This window comes from Flavobacterium sp. W22_SRS_FP1, from assembly GCF_052113685.1.
Classification (GTDB): domain Bacteria; phylum Bacteroidota; class Bacteroidia; order Flavobacteriales; family Flavobacteriaceae; genus Flavobacterium.
On record NZ_JBGQOE010000003.1, the window covers coordinates 161,540 to 184,536 of the forward strand.

The window sequence follows — 22,997 nt, forward strand, 5'->3', positions numbered from 1 at the left end:
GGTGCAAATGTAGTGAAAACCACCACTAAACAGGAGGTTTGTTTAAAAAATTTTACACTGTTTTACGCTAAATACGTGTTTTTAAATTTCGTAAAAATCTTAATTTGACTGTTGTAAAACATATGATAGAATTTCACATCTTTGTGTACGTATTAAAATGAAATAGCTATCATAAAAGGAATATGAAAAAACATAAAAACAGCTTGTTTTATTTCAGTGTTACAGGTGGTTTTACCGTTTTGATTTATTGGGTACTCACCAAGGGAAAACAATTGCAAGGAGGTAAAATTGTTGCTGTATCTGACATGGGGAGTAATAGCTGGAATGAATTCTTGACAGCACTGCATGAAAATTTCCAAGATCCTTTGGCCATATTATTGTCTCAGATAGTAATGATAATTTTAGTGGCTCGTCTTTTTGGATGGGTTTTTAAAAAAATTGGACAACCAACGGTTATTGGCGAAATCATTGCAGGAATCGTTTTGGGCCCATCCTTGGTCGGGCTATATTTTCCTGAATTTTCGGCTGCGTTATTTCCCGTTGAATCCTTGGGGAATTTAAAATTCCTAAGTCAAGTAGGGCTTATTCTTTTCATGTTTGTCATAGGAATGGAGCTCGATATAAAAATCTTGAAAAATAAGGCTAGTGAAGCAATCGTGATCAGTCATGCCAGTATAATTATTCCATTCGCAATGGGCATTGGACTGTCTTATTTCGTTTATAATAAATTTGCTCCAACGGGTGTTGAGTTTCTTTCCTTTAGTTTGTTTATGGGAATCGCCATGAGTATAACCGCTTTTCCGGTGTTAGCGCGAATTGTCCAAGAGAGAGAGATTCATAAAACGAAGTTAGGAGCCATAGTGATAACATGTGCTGCGGCAGATGATATTACCGCTTGGTGCCTTCTGGCCGTGGTAATTGCAATAGTAAAAGCGGGAAATTTCGTTGGGTCAGTATATGTAATTTCGCTTGCTGTACTTTATGTGCTTGCCATGATCTTTATCGTAAAGCCTTTTTTGAAAAGAATTGGTGATTTATATGGTTCAAAGGCTAGTATTGGAAAGCCGGTGATGGCCATTTTTTTTCTCTTTCTTATTCTGTCTTCGTACGCCACTGAGGTAATTGGAATTCATGCGCTATTTGGAGCTTTTATGATGGGCTCTATTATGCCCGATGTTTCTAAATTTAGGATGATATTTATAGAAAAAGTAGAGGATGTTGCTGTCATTCTTTTGCTGCCTCTATTTTTTGTGTACACGGGTTTACAAACACAAATAGGGCTTATTAACGACCCTTATTTATGGAAAGTAACCGCAGCTATTATTGCAGTTGCCGTTACGGGCAAGTTTCTAGGAAGCGCTTTGGCTGCTCGCTTTGTGGGACAAAACTGGAAAGATAGTTTAACCATTGGTGCTTTAATGAATACTAGAGGACTAATGGAATTAATCGTTTTAAATATAGGGTTGGAATTAAAGGTCCTTAATCCAGAAGTGTTTGCGATGATGGTGATAATGGCATTAGTAACAACTTTTATGACCGGTCCTGCATTGGATTTTATTAATTTTATTTTTAGAAATAAAGATACCGCCGAAGCCGAGGAAGTTACGAGTCAGAATAAATACCGAATACTCTTCGCGTTTGGGAATAATGAGAAGGGGAAGTCATTATTGCGATTAGCAAATAGCTTGGCAAAAAAACAAAAAAACAGCTCTGATATCACCGCGATGCATTTTTCGTTGAGTGATGAGTTGCATTCTTTCAACTTGGAAGATAAAGAAAAAAGTAGTTTTGATCCTATTTTTGAAGAGGCAGAGCAATTAAACCTGAAAATAGCGACCATCTTTAAGGTTACCAACGATATTGAAAACGAAATTGTTGATGTTGCGAATCACGGAGATTATGATCTGCTATTGGTAGGCTTGGGAAAATCTATTTTCGAAGGTACGTTGCTTGGCAGAGTAGTAGGTTTCACAACCAGGATGATCAATCCGGATCGGCTGATTGACAAATTCACGGGTAAGGAAGGCTTGTTCGAAAATTCTCCTTTTGATGAAAGAACCAGACAGATCGTCGCGAAAACGAAGTTACCGTTGGGAATATTGATTGACAAAGAATTACAAGAAATAGACCGAGTTTTTATTCCCGTTTTTAAATCGGAGGATTCCTTGTTGATTGATTATGCTCAAAAACTGATCAGCAACAACAATTCTAAAATAGTGGTTTTGGATTTGAACGGTCACGTTCGTACCAATTTTGTCATTCAGAGTGCCGTAAACTCACTCGAGCAAAAATACCCGAACAATATGGAGATTGTGTTGGAGAGCATGGTTGACACTGCGTTTTTGGAAAACCAGGATCTTATGATGATTAGTCTTGAGAGTTGGAAAATTTTAATAAATTCAGACGCTAACTGGCTAAGCGGCGTTCCGTCGGTTCTGATTATTAAACACTAGGAAATATTATAAAAAAATATCCGTCCTGTTAAAATAACGAGACGGATATTAATGTTGAATTTATGAAATTTATACTTTCATGATTTCGGCTTCTTTCGTTACAAGAAGTTCATCTACTTTCCTGATGTAACTATTGGTTAAGTTTTGAACATCTTCTTCTGCACTTTTACAAATGTCTTCGGATGTTCCATCTTTCTCCAATTTTTTAATCTCTGTATTGGCATCTTTACGCGCATTTCGAACACCCACTTTAGCATCTTCAGCTTCTACTTTTGCTTGTTTGGCAAGATCGCGTCTTCGTTCCTCTGTCAATGCGGGAACGCTTATAATAATTACATCACCATTATTCATTGGGTTAAAACCAAGATTAGCAATCATAATTGCTTTTTCGATGGGGTGCAACATGTTTTTTTCAAAAGGCTGCAAGGTGATCGTTCTTGCATCTGGAACACTGATTTTTGACACTTGCGAAAGCGGCGTTGCTGAACCGTAGTAATCAACAAAAACACTTCCTAACATAGCGGGGGATGCTTTACCAGCACGAATGTTTAAAAATTCTTTTTCTAAGTGAGCAATAGAGCCAATCATTGATTCTTTTGTGCTATCTAATATAAATTCAATTTCTTCAGTCATAACTTTTTATTTAGTGGTCAGTGATCAGTATACAGTGATCGGTTTTACTGCAAATTGATCACTGCTTACTGCTAACTATATATTTACTACGGTTCCTATGTTTTCTCCTTCGCATATTTTCTCAAGATTTCCTTGTTTGTTCATATCGAAAATTACTATCGGCAATTTGTTTTCTTGGCTTAAAGTGAATGCAGTTGAGTCCATCACATTTAGCCCTTTTTTAATTACATCTTCAAATGAAATAGTATCAAATTTTACTGCAGAAGTATTTTTTTCTGGGTCTGAATCATAAACACCATCCACTCTTGTTCCTTTAAGAATAACATCAGCATGAATTTCAACACCTCGCAAAACGGCTGCTGTATCTGTTGTGAAATAAGGGTTTCCGGTTCCGGCTCCAAAAATCACGATTCTGCCTTTTTCAAGATGGCGAACCGCTCTTCTTTTTATATAAGGTTCTGCTATGGCTTCGATCTTCAATGCCGTTTGCAAACGAGTAAGCATTCCTTTGTCTTCTAATGCGCCTTGCAAGGCCATTCCGTTAATAACAGTGGCGAGCATTCCCATGTAGTCTCCTTGAACTCTATCCATACCATTGCTGGCTCCAGCAACACCCCTAAAAATATTTCCCCCACCTATCACAATGGCGATTTCGACCCCTTTATTGTGAATCTTTTTGATTTCTTCGGCGTATTCAGCTAATCTCACTGGGTCAATACCGTATTGTCTATCGCCCATTAAAGCTTCGCCACTTAATTTCAGAAGAATTCTTTTATATTTCATGTGTTTGTTGAGTTGTTTCGTGCAAATATAGTCATATTCTTTTTTTTTGAAATAGCGTCGCCAAAGTTTTATAGATTAAGTTTTTCATAAGAGCTTTTCGCTGCTTCATATCCGATATTAAAAATGGCGTCCATTTTAAGTCTGTTCATTTCAAATGTACTGTAAAGAGTTAACTCCGTAGGTTCAATTACCCAATCGCAGATGCTAAATTTTTGCAGATTTGTGTTCGCAGAAAGAATATCAAAAGCCCTTGAAGTAACTGCTCTTATGGAATTCAGATCTTTAGCTTCTATTTTTTGTACAGGGCTTACGTAAACGCCAATTATGATTTCGCATTGTCCTTGCAAAATATCCGTTGGGAAATGATTTAAAATACCGCCGTCGCTATAATGTTCTCCTCTTATTTCAAAAGGGGAGATTACTCCAGGAAAAGCTGATGAGGCTAAAAGAGCATCGATGATTTTCGTTTCCGAATCAAAAATCTTCAATCTTCCCTTCACCATGTCTGTTGCCGTAATTTGCGTAGGAATATTTAACTCTCCAATCACCGCATCTTTAAAAATAGCATAAAAATCATTTCTAAACGAGTCTGAATCGATAAAACCGGCTTTTTTGAATGTGAAATGTCTCCATTGAAAAAGGTAGATGGATTTAAAAAAATCTAAAATTTCATCTGGGGTTTTCCCCCAAGCATACATAGCGCCGACGATCGATCCGGCACTTGTTCCAGCAATCCGATTTGGGCGAATGTTTTTTTCTTCCAAGAATTTTAAGGCACCAGCGTGAGCCAAACCTTTTGATCCACCGCCGGAGAGCGCAAGGCCAATCGATTTTGAAGCTAAATTCATCTACTTTTATTAGTTTTTTATAAAATTACACTTTTTGTTTACTTGGATATGATTTTTATCATATTTAAAATGGTTAAATTATTTTAGCTTTACTTGTGTAAAAAGAAAACATGAAAACGACAGTTGCTAAAGCACTATTTAATAGTCATTCATATACAGAATATAGAAAAATGGTGTCTGATTTGCTTCGTGATGAAAGATCTACCGGTAATGAACAGTCAGCAAAATTGACAAATTGCAGTGGTTTGAACCAAACCCGCATGAATCTTTTGGAGAAAACAATAAAAATACCAGAGGGTATCATTCAGAGCTTGCGATCCTTGAAAAACGAGTATATATGGTTAGTCATTACCGAAGGTTGGAGTCGTGATGCAGCTCAGGCACTACCCGTTTTTAACGAGATGGCTAGAGAGTCCAAAGGTAAAGTTGATGTAAAAATTGTGCTAAGAAATGAAAACGAAGAATTGATGCGCTTATTTTTGACAAATAAGAAAAGATCTATTCCTAAACTAATTGTGATTAATCGAGAAACGGGCGGTATGCTTGCTCACTGGGGACCAAGACCCAAAGGAGCTTCAGATTTGATTAATGATTATATCAAAGAGCATGGGTCAATTGACGAAGCCGTAGAAATGCAATTAGAAGTATGGTATCTGCACGATAAAGGCCAATCTATTCAAAATGAAATTATTGGGATGATGCTTGATTTGGACCAATAGACACTTCTAGTTGCGTACCTATAAAAGTAAATTCTAGGCATTACGTACTAATATTAGTGTAGTGATCGTCGAGATAAATTCGACGTTTTTATAGGTTGTTTTGTTGCAAACTAAGCCGATTTAAATTCAAGGAACTGCTGTTTTATTATTTTTCCTACATGGCTAAGGCTAATCAAATCGGAACTTTTTTTTGCTGATTTACAAAGTCTTATAAAAAACGGCGGTATCGGCAAGCTACTTAAAGTTAGTTGATTAAGTGTTGTTTTTATCGTAGAAAAATTATAACTTAGCTCCGCCCTTCAATATCCGCCATTTTCTATTTGATATACTATTTTATTCGTGTTAATATATTGTTTCACAATTTTAAAAAACATCATTATGAAAAAGCTATTTGAAAGGTTTTACGATTATTTATCAAACTTTCTTTTTGGAGGTGAAAACATAAGTAATTATTAAACCAGTGGTGAGCAGCCACATAGACAAAAAGAGTATGGTATAAAAGTACTTCATTTTAGGAAAAAGACACATCACAAAATCAATTTTGAGTTTTGTGATGTGTTTTTCTTTTTTATTTAAAGAGTAGGACTTATAGTTTCTTCGAATAATTCCGCATTTATGGCGTTTGTCACGTCATAATTTCCAATTTTTGTCCTTCGTAAAACGGTGAGGTGCGCCCCAGATTTCATAGCGAGTCCGAAATCAAATGCTAAAGAACGAATGTAAGTCCCTTTGCTACAAACTACTCTAAAGTCGATCTCGGGCAGTTCGATTCTAGTGATTTCAAATTCATGAATACTGGTTTTCCGAGTGGCTATTTCTACAGTTTCGCCAGCGCGTGCATGTTCGTACAAACGAATTCCGTTTTTTTTAATGGCAGAAAAAATAGGTGGCTTTTGATCAATTTCGCCCATAAACTGTTTCACGGTTTCGAGGATTAGGGATTCATTTATATGAGTAGTTTCAAAAGTCTCATCAACTTCAGTTTCTAAATCATATGAAGGTGTTGTCGCACCTATAAAAAAAGTACCTGTGTATTCTTTGGCTTGGCCTTGAAGTTCAGTAATTCTTTTCGTGAACTTTCCAGTACATATTAATAGCAGTCCTGTCGCTAGGGGGTCTAAAGTGCCCGCATGTCCAATTTTAATTTTTTTTGGTAGCCCTAATTTGTTTATGAGCGCGTATTTTAATTTGTTTACAGCCTGAAAAGAACTCCACTTCAAGGGTTTGTCAATTAATAAAATTTGTCCGTTTTGGAAATCTTCTGCTGTCTTCAAATAGAATTATTTTAGATATGTAAAGTAAATTAATAAAAATGCACCAACAATAATTCGGTACCATCCCCAAGGCTTGAAACCGTATTTTTTTATGATCTCAATAAAGAACTTTATTGCTATAATGGCAACGATAAAGGCAACGAGATTTCCAATAAGGAACAATTGTATGTTTTCGTTAGACTTTAGAATAAGTTCGTAACCCTTCAATTGAGTAGTCTCGTAAGTTTTTAAGAAAAGCGAATAACATGTAACTGCCATCATTGTTGGAACTGCCAGAAAGAAAGAGAATTCTGCAGCTGCATGACGTGTTAATCCTTGTTGCATTCCACCAATTATTGAAGCGGCAGAACGACTTGTTCCTGGCATCATAGCCAAACATTGCCAAAAACCTATCGCTACGGCTTTTTTTACGGTAATGTCTTCTTCTTTAACAACAGTTGGGTTTTGAAAACGACTGTCAACAAAAAGCAGAACTACTCCGCCTAAAATTAATACAATTGCGATGGGAATAGGATCGCCCATAACTGCTTCGATTTTATCGTCAAATAATTTTCCTAAAACTAAGGCCGGAATTACGGCATAAATAAGTTTGAGATAAAAGCGCATCGCAACATTAAGGGAAGAGAAATCGAAAAATTTTCTCCAATATAAAGCGACGACTGCTAGAATAGCACCAAATTGAATAGAAACCTGAAAAAGTTTGACAAAATCGTCTTCTTGAATTCCAAAATAGGAGCTCAGAAAAACCATATGAGCTGTCGAGGAAATAGGAAGGTATTCAGTTATTCCTTCGAGAATGGCAATTAGAAAAGCCTGTAATGTATTCATCTAGGCTTTGTTTGGATTCTTTAATATGGCATAAATAGTAATCCCAAAACCAATCAAAACGGTTGTAGGTGCCAAGCGAATTCTTCTAAAGCTGAATATTGCGTCGCTGAAAACGTTTGGGTCATCACTCCCTCCACCTGACATTAGTAAAAAACCAAGGATGATAACTCCAATGCCAATCAGTAGAATTTTGTAGTTTATTTTGCCAAAAAGGAACTCTTGTTTGTGTGCTTTATTTTCCATTTATGCTGAGTTTATTTCAACATTAAAAAAATGCTGAATTATATTGTAGTTTTTTAGAATCGTAAATTAATAAAGTTCGTCTGTCCTTAAATTCAAGAATCGTTGCGTTGCAAAATAAGTGCTTAGCCATGTAATTAGTATACCAAACCCCAGCACACACAATAGTACTGCTGCAATTAGTACTTTGTCATTCAAGATTCCAAGGTCAGGAAAGCTGGTTTCAACGTAGGCTAAAACACCAAGTAGCGCGAGGATTGCCAATGCGGCTCCAAGCATTCCTAGTTTTACGCTTCGCATCACGAACGGTTTTCTTATAAATGATTTTGTTGCGCCGACCATCTGCATGGTTTTTATGATAAAGCGGTTAGAATGTATCGAAAGACGTAATGAGCTATTGATTAACAAAACGGCGATAAAAGTCAAAAAGCCACTTATTATTAAAATCCACATACTCACTTTTTTGATATTGTCATTGACCATATTCACTAATTGTTTATCATAAACAATATCTGAAATCATAGGGTTAGATCGTAGTTGTTTTTCAATTTTTGGAATACTGTCCTTTTCCACGTATTCCGCTTTTAAGTGAATGTCATACGAATTTTGCAAAGGATTTTCTCCAAGGAAAGTCATGAAGTCTTCACCAATGATATCAGTATGTTGCTTCGCAGCAGTTTCTTTGGAAACAAAAACATTTGATTTTGCGTATGGAGCTACTTTTAATTGTTTGCCAAAAGTCTTTAGTATACTGTCATTTGCCTCATTTTTGAAAAATACCGTCATGGCAATTTTTTCTTTAAAATCGTTGGCTAGTTTTTGTGAATTTATGATAAAAAATCCTAAAATCCCCAATAAGAATAAAACTAAGAATACGCTTAGCACTACCGAAAAATAAGAGGAAATTAACCTGCGTTTTTGAAATTTATCAAATGAAGAACTCATAGTTTACTTTAATTACGGGGTAAAAATAATAAAGAATTTCTTTATTTGAAGTTAATAACGTCCAAAGTTTCAACTTTCGTACAATAAACGTAAATTTGCCGCTTTATAATTCATTGTGAAAAAGCATATATAACATTGAATCCGAACTAATGATGGGAGTTAGCGACTGCATTTCTCCATTAAAAAACAATAATAAAGGGAATGAAATACAATCCGAACGAAATAGAGGCCAAATGGCAAAAATATTGGGCAGAAAATCAAACTTTTGCTGCAGAAAACAAGTCCGAAAAGCCCAAATATTATGTGCTTGACATGTTTCCTTATCCATCTGGTGCAGGATTGCACGTAGGTCATCCATTAGGTTACATTGCCTCCGATGTGTATTCACGATATAAAAGGCATCAAGGTTTTAATGTTTTGCATCCAATGGGGTATGATAGTTTTGGTTTACCTGCAGAACAATATGCTATTCAAACGGGGCAGCGTCCGGAAGATACTACTTCAGTAAATATTGACGGAGGTTTTGATAAAGAAGGAAATCAAATTGCAGGTTATAGAAAGCAGTTGGACAAAATAGGGTTTTCGTTCGATTGGAGCAGAGAAGTGCGCACTTCAAATCCCGATTACTATAAACACACTCAATGGATTTTTATCCAACTATTCAATTCTTGGTATAATAAACATAGTGACAAAGCGGAAGATATTGCGACATTAATTTCGGTTTTTGAAAAGGAAGGAAACGCAACAATCAATGCGGTTTGCGATGACAAAATCATCTTTTTTTCTGCAACTGAATGGAATGCTTTCACAAATAAACATCAGGAAGAAATACTATTGCAATATAGACTGACTTACTTGGCGGAGGCTGAAGTGAACTGGTGTCCAGGTTTGGGGACAGTTTTGGCGAATGACGAAATTGTAAATGGAGTTTCAGAACGTGGTGGTTTCACTGTAGTTCGTAAAAAAATGACGCAATGGAGCATGCGTATTTCTGCATACGCAGAGCGCTTGCTGCAAGGATTGAATGATGTCGATTGGAGTGAAAGTATTAAAGAAAGTCAACGCAACTGGATTGGAAAATCTATTGGGGCGATGGTTAGTTTTCCAGTTATGCCAGTAGGTATTAACAGCGAAAACAACAATAGTTTTGCGCTCGAAAAAGCACTAGAAATCAGAGGGGATTCAACGGTGACTGAACAAAAATTATGGCAAAGTTTAAAGTCAAAAGCATTAGATTATAAGTTCAAGCACCAATATTTAATAGGTGACTTTATCGTTGACTTTGTTTGTCTTTCAAAAAAAATGGTTGTTGTAATTAACGATGAGACTATAGATTTTCAAGAAGTTGCAAATGTAGAAAGATCGAAAGTTATTATTGAAAAAGGGTTTAAAATAATTCGTTTTAACAAAGAAGAAATTTTAAGAAATATCGATGGAGTTCTAGATGCGATCACACAAGAATTAGATGAAAGTGAAGGTGTAGCTTCTGTCATTGATAAGATCGAAGTTTTTACCACTCGTCCTGACACCATATTCGGAGTTACTTTTATGACTCTTGCTCCAGAGCACGAATTGGTAGCGAAAATCACTACTCCAGAACAGAAAGTAGCTGTTGAGGCTTACGTTGAAAAAACTGCAAAACGTTCGGAAAGAGAACGCATGGCCGATGTTAAAACCATTTCTGGTGTGTTTACAGGAGCCTATGTTGAGCATCCTTTTACCAAAGAGCCAGTTCCTGTTTGGATTGGAGATTATGTTTTGGCAGGTTATGGAACAGGAGCTGTAATGGCAGTTCCTTGTGGAGACGAAAGAGATTATGCTTTTGCTAATTTCTTTAAAGGTCAAAGCGGAATGAAAGAAATAAAAAACATTTTTGCTAATGTTGACATTTCCAAAGAAGCCTATGGTTCTAAAGACAACGTGATTATTGCCAATTCAGATTTCTTGGACGGCCTTACATATAAAGAAGCGGCCAAGAAAGCGATTGAAGAATTGGAGAAATTAAACCAAGGATACGCAAAAATTAATTACCGTTTGCGTGATGCTGTATTCTCTAGACAAAGGTATTGGGGAGAACCATTCCCAGTATATTATGTGAGTGGCTTACCAAAAATGATTGATTCAAAATATTTACCTATTGTTTTACCAGAAGTGGAGAAGTATTTGCCAACAGAAGACGGATTACCTCCTTTAGGGAATGCTGAGGTTTGGGCTTGGGACAGTGTTCAGTGTTCAGTTGTCAGTAGTCAGATGGTAGACAACAAAACTATTTTTCCATTGGAACTTAACACTATGCCAGGTTGGGCGGGAAGTTCTTTTTACTGGATGCGTTATATGGATGCGCACAATGAAAACGAAATTGCTAGTAAAGAAGCGCTTGCTTATTGGGAAAGCGTTGATTTATACATTGGCGGAAGCGAACATGCAACCGGGCATTTATTGTATTCCCGTTTTTGGAATAAATTTTTAAAGGACAAAGGTTTTGCACCAACGGAAGAACCCTTCAAAAAACTGATTAATCAGGGGATGATTTTGGGAACGAGTGCTTTTGTTTATAGAGTTGAAGGAACAAATACATTTGTTTCTAAAAACAAGATTGATGGGCAGAATGTGCAGCCTATTCATGCAGACGTTTCAATGGTCAATTCTTCAGATGAGTTAGACATAGAAAAATTCAAAGCTTGGAGAGAAGATTATAAAGATGCCGAATTCATTTGTGACGAAAACGGAAAATACATCGTGGGTCGTGAAGTCGAGAAAATGTCGAAATCTAAATACAATGTGGTAACGCCAGATGATATTTGTAATGAATACGGAGCAGATACTTTGCGTTTGTATGAAATGTTTTTAGGGCCATTGGAACAAGCCAAACCTTGGAACACCTCGGGTATTTCTGGAGTTTTTGGTTTCTTAAAAAAACTGTGTCGTTTGTATTTCGATGAACAGGCAATGATTGTCACTGATGAGCTGCCAACCAAAGACAATCTAAAAACTTTACACAAGACCATTAAGAAAGTTTCTGATGATATTGAGAATTTTTCATTCAATACTTCGGTTTCACAATTTATGATTTGTGTCAATGAATTGTCGACTCAAGCTTGTCATTCCCGTGCCATTCTTGAACCACTAGCAATTGTGATTTCGCCTTATGCCCCGCATATCGCAGAGGAATTATGGAGTTTGTTGGGAAATAGAGGTTCTGTCGCGACGGTGCCATTTCCGGTTTTCGAACCAAAGCATTTAGTAGAATCTGAAAAAGAATACCCAGTTTCTTTCAACGGAAAAATGCGTTTTACGATCACATTGCCTTTGGATTTAACCAAAGATCAAATTGAACAAATCATTATGAAAGACGAAAGAACAATAAAACAATTGGAAGGAAGGACGCCAAATAAGATCATTATTGTTCCGGGAAAAATCATTAATTTGGTGGGGTAGACCTGAACAGCGTAAGCTTTTAGCGTGATCTGCAGCGCATATTCTGATATGACATATAAAAACCGAAATTTCACATCTAGTGGAGTTTGGTTTTTTTTATGGTTATTTTAACGTGTGTCAAATTGACATTGTAAAAAATTGGTTCGTAATTTGATGTTGATTTTTTGACTTTATATAGGAACAAAAACACAAAGGATATGGGAATGAGTTATTTGATATTGGCCGGTGTAATCATGCTGGCTAGTTGGCTGGTAAGTTCAAGGTTAAAAAGCAAATTTGAGCATTATTCTAAAATGCAATTGCAAAATGGGATGAGTGGGGCCGAGATTGCCACGAAAATGCTCGCCGATAATGGTATCCATGATGTACGTGTGATTTCGGTAGCAGGGCAATTGACAGATCATTATAATCCAGTTAAAAAAACCGTGAATCTTAGTGAAGCTGTATATAACCAGCGCAATGCTGCGTCAGCTGCAGTCGCTGCACATGAATGTGGTCACGCGGTACAACACGCTGTGGGATATGAATGGTTGACGATGCGTTCTAAGTTAGTGCCTTTTGTGAATGTGGCATCAACGTACATGCAATGGATTTTGATAGGAGGAATATTGATGATGAGAACTTTTCCACAATTATTACTTTTTGGAATCGTGCTGTTTGCTGCTACGACCTTGTTTTCAATTATTACTTTACCTGTAGAGTATGACGCGAGTAATCGTGCTTTGGCTTGGTTGGAAAATAAAAGGATGCTTACTCAACAAGAACAAGCAGGGGCAAAAGACGCCTTAAAATGGGCGGCCAGAACTTATGTAGTCGCTGCTCTGGGGTCAATCGCGACTTTACTGTATTATGTTTCGATTTATATGGGCGGGAGTAGAAGAGATTAAAAGAAATGAAATAAGAAACTTTAAATCCTACTTATGAAGATTGTAGTTTCTTATATGGTTTTTTATAATTGTATTTGTCTGTCAATTTGTTGGTCCAGAGAAATAAAGGTTTCTGTTCTTGAAACACCTTCTATCGTTTGAATTTTTGTGTTAAGTAGTTGCATTAAATGTTGATTGTCGCGACAGATTATTTTTATTAATATTGACCAGTTTCCAGTAGTGTAGTGGCATTCCAATACTTCGGGTATTTTGTTTAATTCTTTTACGGCTTCTAGATTTTTTGCTGCCTTGTCCAAATAAACGCCAACAAACGCCATGGTGTTATAACCCAAAACTTTTTGATTCACCACAAACTTAGATCCGGAAATCACGCCAGATTGTTCTAGTTTTCTCAACCGCTGGTGTATCGCTGCTCCGGAGATACCGATTTTATTGGCTATTTGTAGAATTGGCTTACGGGCGTCTTCCATTAGGGATCTTAAGATTTCTTTGTCAATACCGTCGATTTCTACTACTAGAGAGTTGATTTTCATAAGTTGATTTTTGGAGCTTAAACCTATATTTTCGTTGCAATTTAGAATCAAAATTAAACAAAATAAGATAAAAAGGGTCTGATTTGCTAGCTTTATTTAAAAAACAGGAAATAAAAAAAGCCGCAGATGTTGCGACTTTTTGATATATAATAAGAATCTAGTTTATTTTCCTTTATTGGCCTCGGTAATGTATTTTTCTAAGGCCATGGTCATCGACGGTGTGTCTGGAGTAGGCGCAAGAATATCTATTCTTAAACCACTTTCTAAGGCTTCTTTTTGAGTAGAGCTGCCAAAAACAGCGATTCTTGTATTGTTTTGTTCAAAATCCGGAAAATTTTTCAATAATGATTTTATTCCTGTAGGGCTGAAAAAGACTAAAATATCATAATAAACATCAGCTAAGTCACGGAGGTCACTCATGACCGTTTTGTAAAAAACAGCCTGCGTCCAGTCCACCTTTAATGCGTTAAGAGTAATTGGGGCATCAACATTCAGTTGATCCGAGGCAGGTAAAAGGAACTTTTCGTCTTTGTATTTTTTAATTAATGGAGATAAATCTGCGAAATCTTTAGGACCAACGTAGATTTTTCGTTTTCTGTATACAACATACTTTTGTAAGTAAAATGCAACAGCTTCCGATTGGCAAAAATATTTCAATCCTTCGGGTACTTTAAAGCGCATTTCTTCGGCGACTCTAAAAAAATGATCGACAGCATTTCTACTTGTCAAAATAATTGCAGTATAGTGATTAAGATCGATTTTTTGTAATCTTATCTCTTTAGCACTGACTCCTTCTATATGAATAAAAGGTCTGAAATCAATTTTTACTTTATGTTTTTGCTGAAGCTCAAAGTAAGGAGAATTCTCTACTTTAGGTTCGGGTTGTGACACCAAAATTGTTTTCACTTTCATATTTTAACTTTTTCTAAGCGCCTCCTTTAGTAATAAAATAATAAATGAAGAAATAGGGGGCTATTTCAAGAGTGCAAAGATATAAAATAAAGTAAAACAAGTTGCCGAATATTAAATTATGATACTTTTTTATTGAAATCATATAGGTTATAATACTGAATATTAGCATTATAGACATAATAGTTAGTGGAATAATTCTAGGTATTGTGTCGTAATAGAACAGAATAACGTTTATTGGCAGTAGTATAAGCCCTATATATGTTCGATAAGTAACTTTTTGCAGATTAAATTGTTCTACAAATTCTTCGATATTAAATGCCGTTGCGATAATTTTTTCTATCAGATATTTTGATAATATAAAAAAAACTAGAAAAGTTACGATCTGAATATAGAGGATGAAATCAGTCTTGGATGCATATCCAAAAAGGGTTAATGTAAGTTGAATAAAAAATGCTAATGAAATCACCTGAGCAAAAAAAAGAGAAATGTTAAATCCGCTATTCATTTGGCTCCCATCGCGGTACATCTTATTGTATTTATCCGAAAATAGTAGATTCATGAAGTCTGCAAATCGATTTTCGTTAGTGGATTTGGTAACGGCGATTATGGCGAAGCACAGAATAAATAAAAAGGTTGCCCAATCTTTATTCTCAGTGATTCGAGGGTGAAGTAGATGTTCAATCATAATGGGCAAAATTAGTAATTTTTTATATCAATCTTTTTATTATAATTTTATTATGTACCAAATGCTATAAAAAGGTTACTTTTGCGCTGAAACCACTAGAAATATGAACGATTGTATTGTTATAATTCCTACCTATAACGAAATTGAAAATATTGAAAGCATTATCAGATCGGTGCTTTCTCAACACAAGCCTTTTCATATTCTTATCGTTGATGATAATTCTCCGGATCATACTGCAGAAAGGGTAAAGCTTTTGCAAACAGAATTTGAAGGTCGCTTGTTTTTGGAAAATAGGGAGAAAAAGGCCGGACTAGGAACAGCTTATGTTCATGGATTTAGATGGGGACTAGATAATGGTTACGACTTTATTTTTGAAATGGATGCTGATTTTTCCCATAATCCGAACGACCTGGAAAAGCTCTACAATGCTTGTCATTTTGGGAAAGCAGATTTAGCGATTGGATCGCGCTATGTCACAGGAGTAAATGTGGTCAACTGGCCTTTAAATCGTGTGCTGATGTCTTATTTTGCCTCGGTCTATGTGCGACTCATAACAGGTATGGAAATCCATGATGCTACAGCAGGCTTCATATGTTATAGGCGAGAGGTTCTAGAAAAAATTGACCTTAATAAAATAAAATTTGTGGGTTATGCGTTCCAAATTGAAATGAAGTACAGAACCTTTTGTAACAAATTCAAGATCGTCGAGGTTCCAATAATATTTACAGACAGGACAAAAGGAGAATCGAAAATGAGTAATTCAATAATAGTTGAAGCCGTTTTTGGAGTAATCTCTTTAAGATTTAAAAAATTAGTTAACAGTTTATAAGAAAATATACAATGAATAGGGTTTTAATTAAGAATGCCAAAATAGTAAATGAAGGGGTGATTTTTGAGGGCGATGTTTTAATTGAAAATGACTTAATTGTTGAGGTTTCAGAAAGCATAAGTGCAAAATCATCGCAATGTCTCATTATTGATGCTGAGGGAAATTATTTGATGCCGGGTGCTATTGATGATCAAGTTCATTTTAGAGAGCCTGGACTCACTCATAAAGGAGATATAGAATCGGAATCTAGGGCCGCGGTTGCGGGGGGAATAACTTCATATATTGAGCAGCCCAATACAGTTCCTAATGCCGTTACTCAGGCAATTTTAGAGGAAAAATATCAGCTTGCTGCCGAAAAGTCATACGCCAACTATTCGTTCATGATGGGTGCAACCAATGATAATTTAGAAGAAGTCCTAAAGACAAATCCTAAAAATGTTGCTGGGATAAAAATATTTTTAGGGTCTTCAACTGGGAATATGCTGGTTGACAATGAAGCTACTCTCGAAAAGATATTTTCAAGTACACCAATGCTGATTGCTGTTCACTGCGAGGATGAAGCTACCATTAGAAATAATTTAGAAAAATATAAAGCGGAATTTGGAGAAGATATTCCTATTACCGCACACCACCTTATCCGATCTGAAGAAGCTTGTTACATTTCTTCTTCTAAAGCAGTCGCTCTTGCCAAGAAGACTGGTGCGCGTTTGCATGTTTTTCATCTGTCTACTGCCAAAGAAATGAATTTGTTTACGAACAAAATTCCCTTGGAAGACAAGAAAATTACTGCTGAAGTTTGCATTCATCACTTATGGTTTACTAATGATGATTATGCAACCAAAGGGAATCTTATAAAATGGAACCCTGCCGTAAAAACCGCTAACGACCGAAAAGTACTTTGGGAAGCATTGCTTGATGACAGAATCGATGTCATTGCTACCGATCATGCGCCCCATACATTGGAGGAAAAAAAGCAATCATATCTAAAAGCACCCTCGGGTGGTCCACTAGTTCAACATGCCATACCGGCTATATTTGAAGCCTATCATCAAGGCAAAATCAGTATTGAGAAAATTGTTGAAAAGATGTGTCATAATCCGGCCAAGATTTTCAAAATAGAAAAGCGTGGTTTTATTAGAGAAGGCTATTATGCTGATTTAGTTATCGTAAATTCGGCTTTGCCATGGAGCGTTAAAAAGGAAAATATTTTTGCTAAATGCGGATGGTCTCCCTTTGAAGGATTTACATTCAAATCTAGAATTACGCACACTTTTGTGAATGGTCAACTAGTTTACAACAATTTTAAGGTAAAAGAAATTCGTGCAGGTAAACGAATGTTATTTGATCGATAAAAAAGACTAATTAGATGAGAAAAACAGTGTCATTGTTAGTGGTTTTAATTTTATTTTTAAGCTGTAAGGAAGAGGCAGTTGAAAAGCCAGATCGTCTTATTGAAAAAGGAAAGATGGTCAATATCATGTATGATTTAGCCATTTTGGAGGGGATAAAGTACCAAAACCCAACTTCTTTGGTTACTTATGATATAAATCCATCCAAATATATTTATAAAAAATATAAAATTGATAGTTTACAATTCGCGCAGAGTAATGTTTATTATGCCTCTAATTATGAGGATTATAAGGATGTTTTTGATGAAATAATCAAACGAATTGACGATCAAAAAGAAGTGATGGACTCATTGGTAAAGATGGAGAATAAGAAAAAGATGAAACTTGACTCCATCAAATCAAAAAGAGAAGTTTTAAAAGTCGGTGATACTTTATTACCGTTGAAAAAGAGGCGGGAAAACTTAAAATTGACGAAGAAAATTTTAAAAAAGAGATAATCTTAGACGGCTTATAAGCTTGAGATTTCTTTAATGTATTGATGAACGTCTAAAAAATCTGTTGTTAATTCTGCTTTAATTTTTTCATTGGAGTGGTCATTGTTTGAACATGATGCCTGAGCCATAGCTTTTGGTAGCTTGCTTTTTCTTCGAAAAACGGCAGATAAAATCCAATCGATTCTCCAACCAACTCCCATCAAGAAAGGTGTTAAGTGAATGGTAGGTCGTTTTACTTTCAATGCGTCGGCTACGGTGTTCAAAAGATCACGAAAAACGACATTTTGGGAAATTAGGGTATATCGTTGATTCTGAATTTCACTTTTTGTAAGTTGAACTGCGATCCTGACCACGTCACTAACCGCAATAAATCCCGTGCTGCCCAGTGTGTAAAATGATAATCCATTGGCCACTTGCTTAAATAGCTGTCCACTTCCTTGTTCTGGAAATCCAGGACCTATGATAACCCCAGGGTTGACTATTATGACAGCTAATCCTTCTTGCTGGCCCCGCCAAACTTCCATCTCAGCACCATACTTAGAAATGGCATAATCGCTATGGGTTTTTTCTGGGTTCCATTCTGATTCTTCATTAATGACGGATTCATGCGCGGCTAAATCCCCAAGTGCAGCTGTAGAGCTAATGTAGCATAGTTTTTTCACCCCTTTGTCGAGACAAAAATTGACAATATTTGCAGTTCCTTCAATGTTTGTTTTTCGGAGTAAACCTTCGTCTTTTGGATCGAATGAAATTACAGCAGCACAATGATATACAAACTCAATTTCATTAAAAGCGCGCTCTAGTGATGGAACATCTACAATATCTGCCTGTACCCATTCTATGGTGTCAAATAAGATGTCTTTTTTGTACAGACTAAATAGAGACTTTGTTTTTTCTATGCTCTCGAAATTCCGATAAATAGCGCGTACTTTATCGCTGCCAATGCTTCGTGATTCTATCAAATGAAGCAATAAATGTGCGCCTACTAAACCGGTTCCTCCTGTTACTAAAATCATTTTGTAAAGATAATTAGATTGTTGGATTTTTAGACTGTTTGATTTTCAAATTATGCAATTAAAACTATCTTTGTGAAAATTGATTTTTAGAAAATGAAAAATATTATTTCCGAATTACAATGGCGCGGATTGGTTCACGACATTATGCCTGGAACCGAAGAACAACTTCAAAAAGAAATGACTACGACATATATAGGATTTGATCCAACATCTGATTCTTTGCATATCGGGAGTTTGGTGCCTATCATACTTTTAGTTCATTTAAAAAACTTCGGTCATAAACCAATTGCATTGGTGGGCGGAGCTACGGGAATGATTGGTGATCCTTCGGGAAAATCGGATGAGCGAAACTTATTGGATGAAGCGACTTTAGATCATAACGTAGAGGGAATTAAAAAGGTATTGTCTCGTTTTCTGGATTTTAATTCGAAGGAAATAAATGCTCCGATTCTTGTCAATAATTACGACTGGATGAAAAACTTATCCTTCATTAATTTTGCGCGTGATGTGGGTAAACGCATTACCGTGAATTATATGATGGCCAAGGATTCTGTCAAAAAGAGATTGGCAGGGGAAGGGGAAGGGATGTCTTTTACGGAATTCACCTATCAGTTAATCCAAGGATACGATTTTTATCATTTGCATAAAGAGTACAACTGTTTGTTGCAAATGGGGGGTTCTGACCAGTGGGGGAATATCACAACTGGAACTGAATTAGTGCGCAGAATGAATGTAGGCGAAGAAGCTAAAGCTTACGCAATGACCTGTCCTTTGATTACGAAAGCAGACGGAACAAAATTTGGAAAATCTGAAGGCGGTAATGTTTGGTTGACGGCGGATAAAACTTCGGTTTATAAATTTTACCAGTTTTGGATGAACACAACCGATGTGGACGCGGAGAAATACATCAAGATATTCACGTTTTTAGACAAGCAAACAATCGATAATCTCATCGAAGAGCATAAGACGGCTCCTCATATGAGGGCGTTGCAAAAAAGATTGGCAGAAGAGTTAACAACTTTTGTTCACTCGAAAGAAGAACTAGAAAAAGCGATCAAAGCATCTGCTATTTTATTTGGAAATGCAACAGCCGAAGATTTAAAGGAATTGGATGAAACCACTTTCCTGGAAGTTTTCGATGGTGTGCCCCAAGCTGAAATTGCAAGAAACGAAATCGAAGCTGGAATCGACATCATTACTGTATTGAATGAAAAGACAGCTTTCTTTAAATCGAATGGTGAAGCCAGACGCGCTTTGGCCGCTAATTCGATTTCTGTAAACAAGGAGAAAGTGAAAGAAGATTTTGTGCTTTCATCAAAAGATCTCATCAACAACCAATTTGTTTTGTTGCAAAGCGGAAAGAAAAATTATTTTGTGGTGAGGATTGTTTAATTGTTTATTCTGTTATACGATTAAAAAAACAACCGAATCAACTTTTACAAAACCATCAAATTACAACCTCGAATATCAGAATTATCAAAACGTCCCAATACTTCAAAAGAGTTATTGGGATTTTTTTTGCCCAAATCCTGGGTGGCAATAAATGAGCAGGAATTGATGTTAGCCAAATCGATTACGTTCAGGCCGCCCGTTTTTCCTTGCGGAATGTAGCTTAAAGCATCTTCGGTATCGCGAATGAGGACATGCATCCAAGAAGGGCATTCAAACACCCCGTTTCCTAAAGAATAGGCTTGTGACAGCAGTTCTGTCATTCCGTATTCTGAATGTATCATTGACACTCCAAAACCTTCGCATAGTTCGTTATGCAGTTCTTCCCGAATCATTTCTTTACGTTTGCCTTTCATACCGCCGGTTTCCATGATGATGGTGTTCTGTAGCTGGAATTGTTGCTTTTCGATCAAATCCAGTAAAGCATAGGTAACCCCGATAAGAATTATGTTTTGACCTGATTGATCTAATTCGAGAAGTTTCTTGATTAGTTCGTCATGATTGTGTAGGTAAAAGCCGCTATCAGAATGCTTAGACAATTGAATCAAATCTTCTACCATGTAAATTAATGAGGAGCCTTCCCGTTCGAGATAAGAAGGCAATAATGCCAAAACGACATAATCTTCTATGTTCCCATAAAATTGGGAAAAACCTTTTCGATAACTTTCTTCGTAGATGGAAGTGTCAGTTACCAAATGTTTGCTCGTATTCGTCCCGGTAGTGCCGCTACTAGTAAATGTGGCTTCAATTGCATTTGTATTAGAAACCACTTTGTGACTTTTGAAAAACTGTATGGGCAAAAACGGAATTTGCTGTAGTGTTTTTACTTTTTGAGGTTCCACTTTCATGAGGTCGCAAAATGCCCTGTATACCAAGTTATTTTCATGCTGGTAGCGAAATACTTTTAAGGCTATTTTTTCAAATTGCTTTTGACTCGAAATGGCAAATATGGTGGTGGCTGTAATCAAGAATTTTTATTGCAAAGGTATCAATTTTAATAACCCTTTCGGTTGTATGTACGTGGTGTAATTTTAAATAAAAAAGCTCCAATTTGACTTGGAGCCTTAGAAATATTTTCCGGGAATAATTTTTATCGTACAATAAGTTTTCTGGTAGCCGATGCATTGTCTTCGGTAATTTTAATGATATAAACCCCAGAGTTTAGACTCGATACATTTAGTTCTTTTGAGCTTATCAATGTCTGCATTACTTTTTTACCTAGAAGATCAAAAATGATAATTTCTTTTTCCGAATCGTTTTTGGTGGATATATATATTTTACCATTACTAACGGGATTCGGGTACAAGTTTAATCCTTCAATAATGGAGGTTTCTTGTAGTTTTGGTTGTTGCTTCATGTCTTGGGCGCTGAGGCTTAGGGAAAAGAAGAAGACCAATAAGATTACACTATAGAAGTAATTTTTTGCCATTAGCTTGATTGTGAGGAGTAAATATACAAAAAAATCAAATACTGAACCAAAAAAAAACACCTCCCGAAATGAGAGGTGTTTTACTGTTGTTTATGTGCTGTAATTATTTAGTCCAATCAGCCCAAGAAGGTAGAGTTGCACCAGCACCAGCACCAGTTTGATTTGTCACATATGTTGCTGTAGTATTATTTGCAGTTACAAAATTTGCACCATTTACTTTGAATTCTCCTGCAGCGATTCTAGCTGTAGCTCCTGTATTTGCGTCTAACTTAGCAAATGTTGTAATTCCGTCAACAAATAGATTAGTGTATGTTTGTTTTCCACCACCTTCTTTGAAATTGATTGCTTTCTCAGAAGCTGTAAATTTAGAGGCTGTCCCTTTTACAATTGATATATTTGTAATTTTTGCATCTGTCATCGGTAAAGCGATGTCGTTTGCTCCGTTGTTTGATCCTTCAACACCACCAAAAGAAATACCGTTGATGTAAACATTTGTAATTGTTCCAACGTATCCATCTGCAAAATCTAATGAATCATCGTACGAATTTATCATTACAAGATTACTGGCATTTACTGCACCTCCAAAAAATTCAATTGCATCATCTCCACTTTCAAAAGTGTAGATATTTGATACTTTAGTACCACTACCTACTCCAAAGAATGAAACTCCATTGTATTCTTTACTATCACTAAATTTAGATCCTGTGTAAGAAATTTTCAAGTAATTGATTTCTCCAGATGAATCCGCATTGTTGTTACCTCCGTATAATAATCCACCTACTTCAGATGTTCCATTGTCTCCTGTGTTTACTTTAGCATCTCCACATATAATCAAACCGCCCCAGTTTCCTTCAGTTGGAACTGCGTTACCTGAAGTCATAACTACTGGTTTAGCAGCAGTACCATTCACAAAGATTTTAGCGCCTCTTTCTACAGCGATGTAAATTGTTTTAGAATCAGCTGTTGGGTCAGATTTAATTGTTGTTCCTGCCGGAATATTTAATGTAGCTCCAGATTTAACTACTAATCCGCCTGTTAATGTGTATGTTTTTGTAGGGTCTAATGTTACAGATCCATCAATTATAGTTCCTTTTAAATCATCTACTTTTAAAACAAAAGTACTTGCAGGAGTTGTTTCTGGAGTATCACTTGTACAGCTTGTAAATGCAATTGTCACTACCGTTAAAATTGCTAAAATTGATTTTTTCATTTTCGTTTAATTTTTGTTTTTGTTTTTTTTAACAATACAAAGA

At 36.1% G+C, this 22,997-nt stretch carries 22 protein-coding genes; 8 read left to right on the forward strand and 14 right to left on the reverse strand.

What is annotated here, in order from left to right; genetic code table 11:
• Positions 1–182 precede the first annotated feature (182 nt).
• Positions 183–2,453 carry a cation:proton antiporter domain-containing protein gene (locus tag ACEN2H_RS03295; protein ID WP_441730367.1) on the forward strand — a complete coding sequence of 757 codons (2,271 nt, stop codon included), beginning with the start codon at positions 183–185 and terminating at the stop codon, positions 2,451–2,453.
• A gap of 69 nt (positions 2,454–2,522) precedes the next feature.
• On the opposite strand, the gene frr is transcribed toward ACEN2H_RS03295, so the two are convergent.
• From frr to ACEN2H_RS03310, 3 genes are all read right to left on the reverse strand, one after another.
• Positions 2,523–3,086 (reverse strand): ribosome recycling factor, encoded by a 564-nt coding sequence (frr, locus tag ACEN2H_RS03300; RefSeq protein ID WP_441730369.1) that lies wholly within the window; start codon positions 3,084–3,086, stop codon positions 2,523–2,525.
• A 75-nt stretch (positions 3,087–3,161) separates the two neighbouring features.
• On the reverse strand, positions 3,162–3,869 hold the full coding sequence (pyrH, locus tag ACEN2H_RS03305; RefSeq protein WP_441730371.1) for a UMP kinase: 708 nt from the start codon (positions 3,867–3,869) through the stop codon (positions 3,162–3,164).
• A 68-nt stretch (positions 3,870–3,937) separates the two neighbouring features.
• Positions 3,938–4,717, reverse strand: coding sequence for a patatin-like phospholipase family protein (locus ACEN2H_RS03310; RefSeq protein WP_441730373.1), 780 nt, complete (start codon positions 4,715–4,717; stop codon positions 3,938–3,940).
• A gap of 110 nt (positions 4,718–4,827) precedes the next feature.
• Here ACEN2H_RS03310 and ACEN2H_RS03315 point away from each other — a divergent pair, with 110 nt between their 5' ends.
• On the forward strand, positions 4,828–5,436 hold the full coding sequence (locus tag ACEN2H_RS03315; protein WP_441730375.1) for a thioredoxin family protein: 609 nt from the start codon (positions 4,828–4,830) through the stop codon (positions 5,434–5,436).
• A gap of 572 nt (positions 5,437–6,008) precedes the next feature.
• Here the strand turns inward: ACEN2H_RS03315 and truB are convergent.
• The 4 genes from truB to ACEN2H_RS03335 form a co-directional block, all read right to left on the reverse strand.
• Positions 6,009–6,710, reverse strand: a complete 702-nt coding sequence (truB, locus tag ACEN2H_RS03320) for a tRNA pseudouridine(55) synthase TruB (RefSeq protein WP_441730377.1) — start codon at positions 6,708–6,710, stop codon at positions 6,009–6,011.
• A gap of 6 nt (positions 6,711–6,716) precedes the next feature.
• The gene (locus tag ACEN2H_RS03325) at positions 6,717–7,538 is read right to left on the reverse strand and encodes an undecaprenyl-diphosphate phosphatase (protein WP_441730379.1); all 822 of its coding nucleotides are present in this window, start codon (positions 7,536–7,538) and stop codon (positions 6,717–6,719) included.
• Positions 7,539–7,781, reverse strand: coding sequence for a DUF3098 domain-containing protein (locus ACEN2H_RS03330; RefSeq protein WP_441730381.1), 243 nt, complete (start codon positions 7,779–7,781; stop codon positions 7,539–7,541).
• A gap of 66 nt (positions 7,782–7,847) precedes the next feature.
• Positions 7,848–8,723: a cell division protein FtsX gene (locus tag ACEN2H_RS03335; RefSeq protein WP_441730383.1), complete on the reverse strand. Its 876-nt coding sequence runs from the start codon at positions 8,721–8,723 to the stop codon at positions 7,848–7,850.
• 201 nt (positions 8,724–8,924) lie between these two features.
• Here ACEN2H_RS03335 and ACEN2H_RS03340 point away from each other — a divergent pair, with 201 nt between their 5' ends.
• Positions 8,925–12,161 carry a leucine--tRNA ligase gene (locus ACEN2H_RS03340; RefSeq protein ID WP_441730385.1) on the forward strand — a complete coding sequence of 1,079 codons (3,237 nt, stop codon included), beginning with the start codon at positions 8,925–8,927 and terminating at the stop codon, positions 12,159–12,161.
• Positions 12,162–12,358: 197 nt separating this feature from the next.
• Positions 12,359–13,048, forward strand: coding sequence for a zinc metallopeptidase (locus ACEN2H_RS03345; RefSeq protein WP_441730387.1), 690 nt, complete (start codon positions 12,359–12,361; stop codon positions 13,046–13,048).
• A gap of 62 nt (positions 13,049–13,110) precedes the next feature.
• On the opposite strand, the gene ACEN2H_RS03350 is transcribed toward ACEN2H_RS03345, so the two are convergent.
• From ACEN2H_RS03350 to ACEN2H_RS03360, 3 genes are all read right to left on the reverse strand, one after another.
• A complete protein-coding gene (locus ACEN2H_RS03350; protein ID WP_441730389.1) occupies positions 13,111–13,581 on the reverse strand; it encodes an Lrp/AsnC family transcriptional regulator in 471 nt (156 codons plus the stop codon).
• Between the two features lie 162 nt (positions 13,582–13,743).
• The gene (locus ACEN2H_RS03355) at positions 13,744–14,493 is read right to left on the reverse strand and encodes a uroporphyrinogen-III synthase (RefSeq protein ID WP_441730391.1); all 750 of its coding nucleotides are present in this window, start codon (positions 14,491–14,493) and stop codon (positions 13,744–13,746) included.
• Between the two features lie 13 nt (positions 14,494–14,506).
• Complete coding sequence (locus tag ACEN2H_RS03360) at positions 14,507–15,178, reverse strand: DUF4271 domain-containing protein (protein WP_441730393.1); 672 nt, start codon at positions 15,176–15,178, stop codon at positions 14,507–14,509.
• 103 nt (positions 15,179–15,281) lie between these two features.
• Here ACEN2H_RS03360 and ACEN2H_RS03365 point away from each other — a divergent pair, with 103 nt between their 5' ends.
• The 3 genes from ACEN2H_RS03365 to ACEN2H_RS03375 are packed head-to-tail and all read left to right on the forward strand — an operon-like array spanning position 15,282 to position 17,853.
• Positions 15,282–16,007 carry a polyprenol monophosphomannose synthase gene (locus ACEN2H_RS03365; RefSeq protein WP_441730395.1) on the forward strand — a complete coding sequence of 242 codons (726 nt, stop codon included), beginning with the start codon at positions 15,282–15,284 and terminating at the stop codon, positions 16,005–16,007.
• Between the two features lie 11 nt (positions 16,008–16,018).
• Complete coding sequence (locus ACEN2H_RS03370; protein WP_441730397.1) at positions 16,019–17,359, forward strand: dihydroorotase; 1,341 nt, start codon at positions 16,019–16,021, stop codon at positions 17,357–17,359.
• 14 nt (positions 17,360–17,373) lie between these two features.
• Positions 17,374–17,853: a DUF4296 domain-containing protein gene (locus ACEN2H_RS03375; protein ID WP_441730399.1), complete on the forward strand. Its 480-nt coding sequence runs from the start codon at positions 17,374–17,376 to the stop codon at positions 17,851–17,853.
• Positions 17,854–17,864: 11 nt separating this feature from the next.
• Here ACEN2H_RS03375 and ACEN2H_RS03380 read toward each other — a convergent pair whose 3' ends face one another.
• Positions 17,865–18,866 (reverse strand): NAD-dependent epimerase/dehydratase family protein, encoded by a 1,002-nt coding sequence (locus ACEN2H_RS03380; protein WP_441730401.1) that lies wholly within the window; start codon positions 18,864–18,866, stop codon positions 17,865–17,867.
• 93 nt (positions 18,867–18,959) lie between these two features.
• Between ACEN2H_RS03380 and tyrS the strand changes: the two genes are divergently transcribed.
• Positions 18,960–20,258: a tyrosine--tRNA ligase gene (gene tyrS / locus ACEN2H_RS03385; protein ID WP_441730403.1), complete on the forward strand. Its 1,299-nt coding sequence runs from the start codon at positions 18,960–18,962 to the stop codon at positions 20,256–20,258.
• Between the two features lie 44 nt (positions 20,259–20,302).
• Here tyrS and ACEN2H_RS03390 read toward each other — a convergent pair whose 3' ends face one another.
• The 3 genes from ACEN2H_RS03390 to ACEN2H_RS03400 form a co-directional block, all read right to left on the reverse strand.
• Complete coding sequence (locus ACEN2H_RS03390; protein ID WP_441730404.1) at positions 20,303–21,283, reverse strand: LuxE/PaaK family acyltransferase; 981 nt, start codon at positions 21,281–21,283, stop codon at positions 20,303–20,305.
• Positions 21,284–21,405: 122 nt separating this feature from the next.
• Complete coding sequence (locus ACEN2H_RS03395; protein WP_441730406.1) at positions 21,406–21,744, reverse strand: T9SS type A sorting domain-containing protein; 339 nt, start codon at positions 21,742–21,744, stop codon at positions 21,406–21,408.
• A 103-nt stretch (positions 21,745–21,847) separates the two neighbouring features.
• Positions 21,848–22,954, reverse strand: a complete 1,107-nt coding sequence (locus tag ACEN2H_RS03400) for a hypothetical protein (RefSeq protein WP_441730408.1) — start codon at positions 22,952–22,954, stop codon at positions 21,848–21,850.
• Positions 22,955–22,997 lie beyond the last annotated feature (43 nt).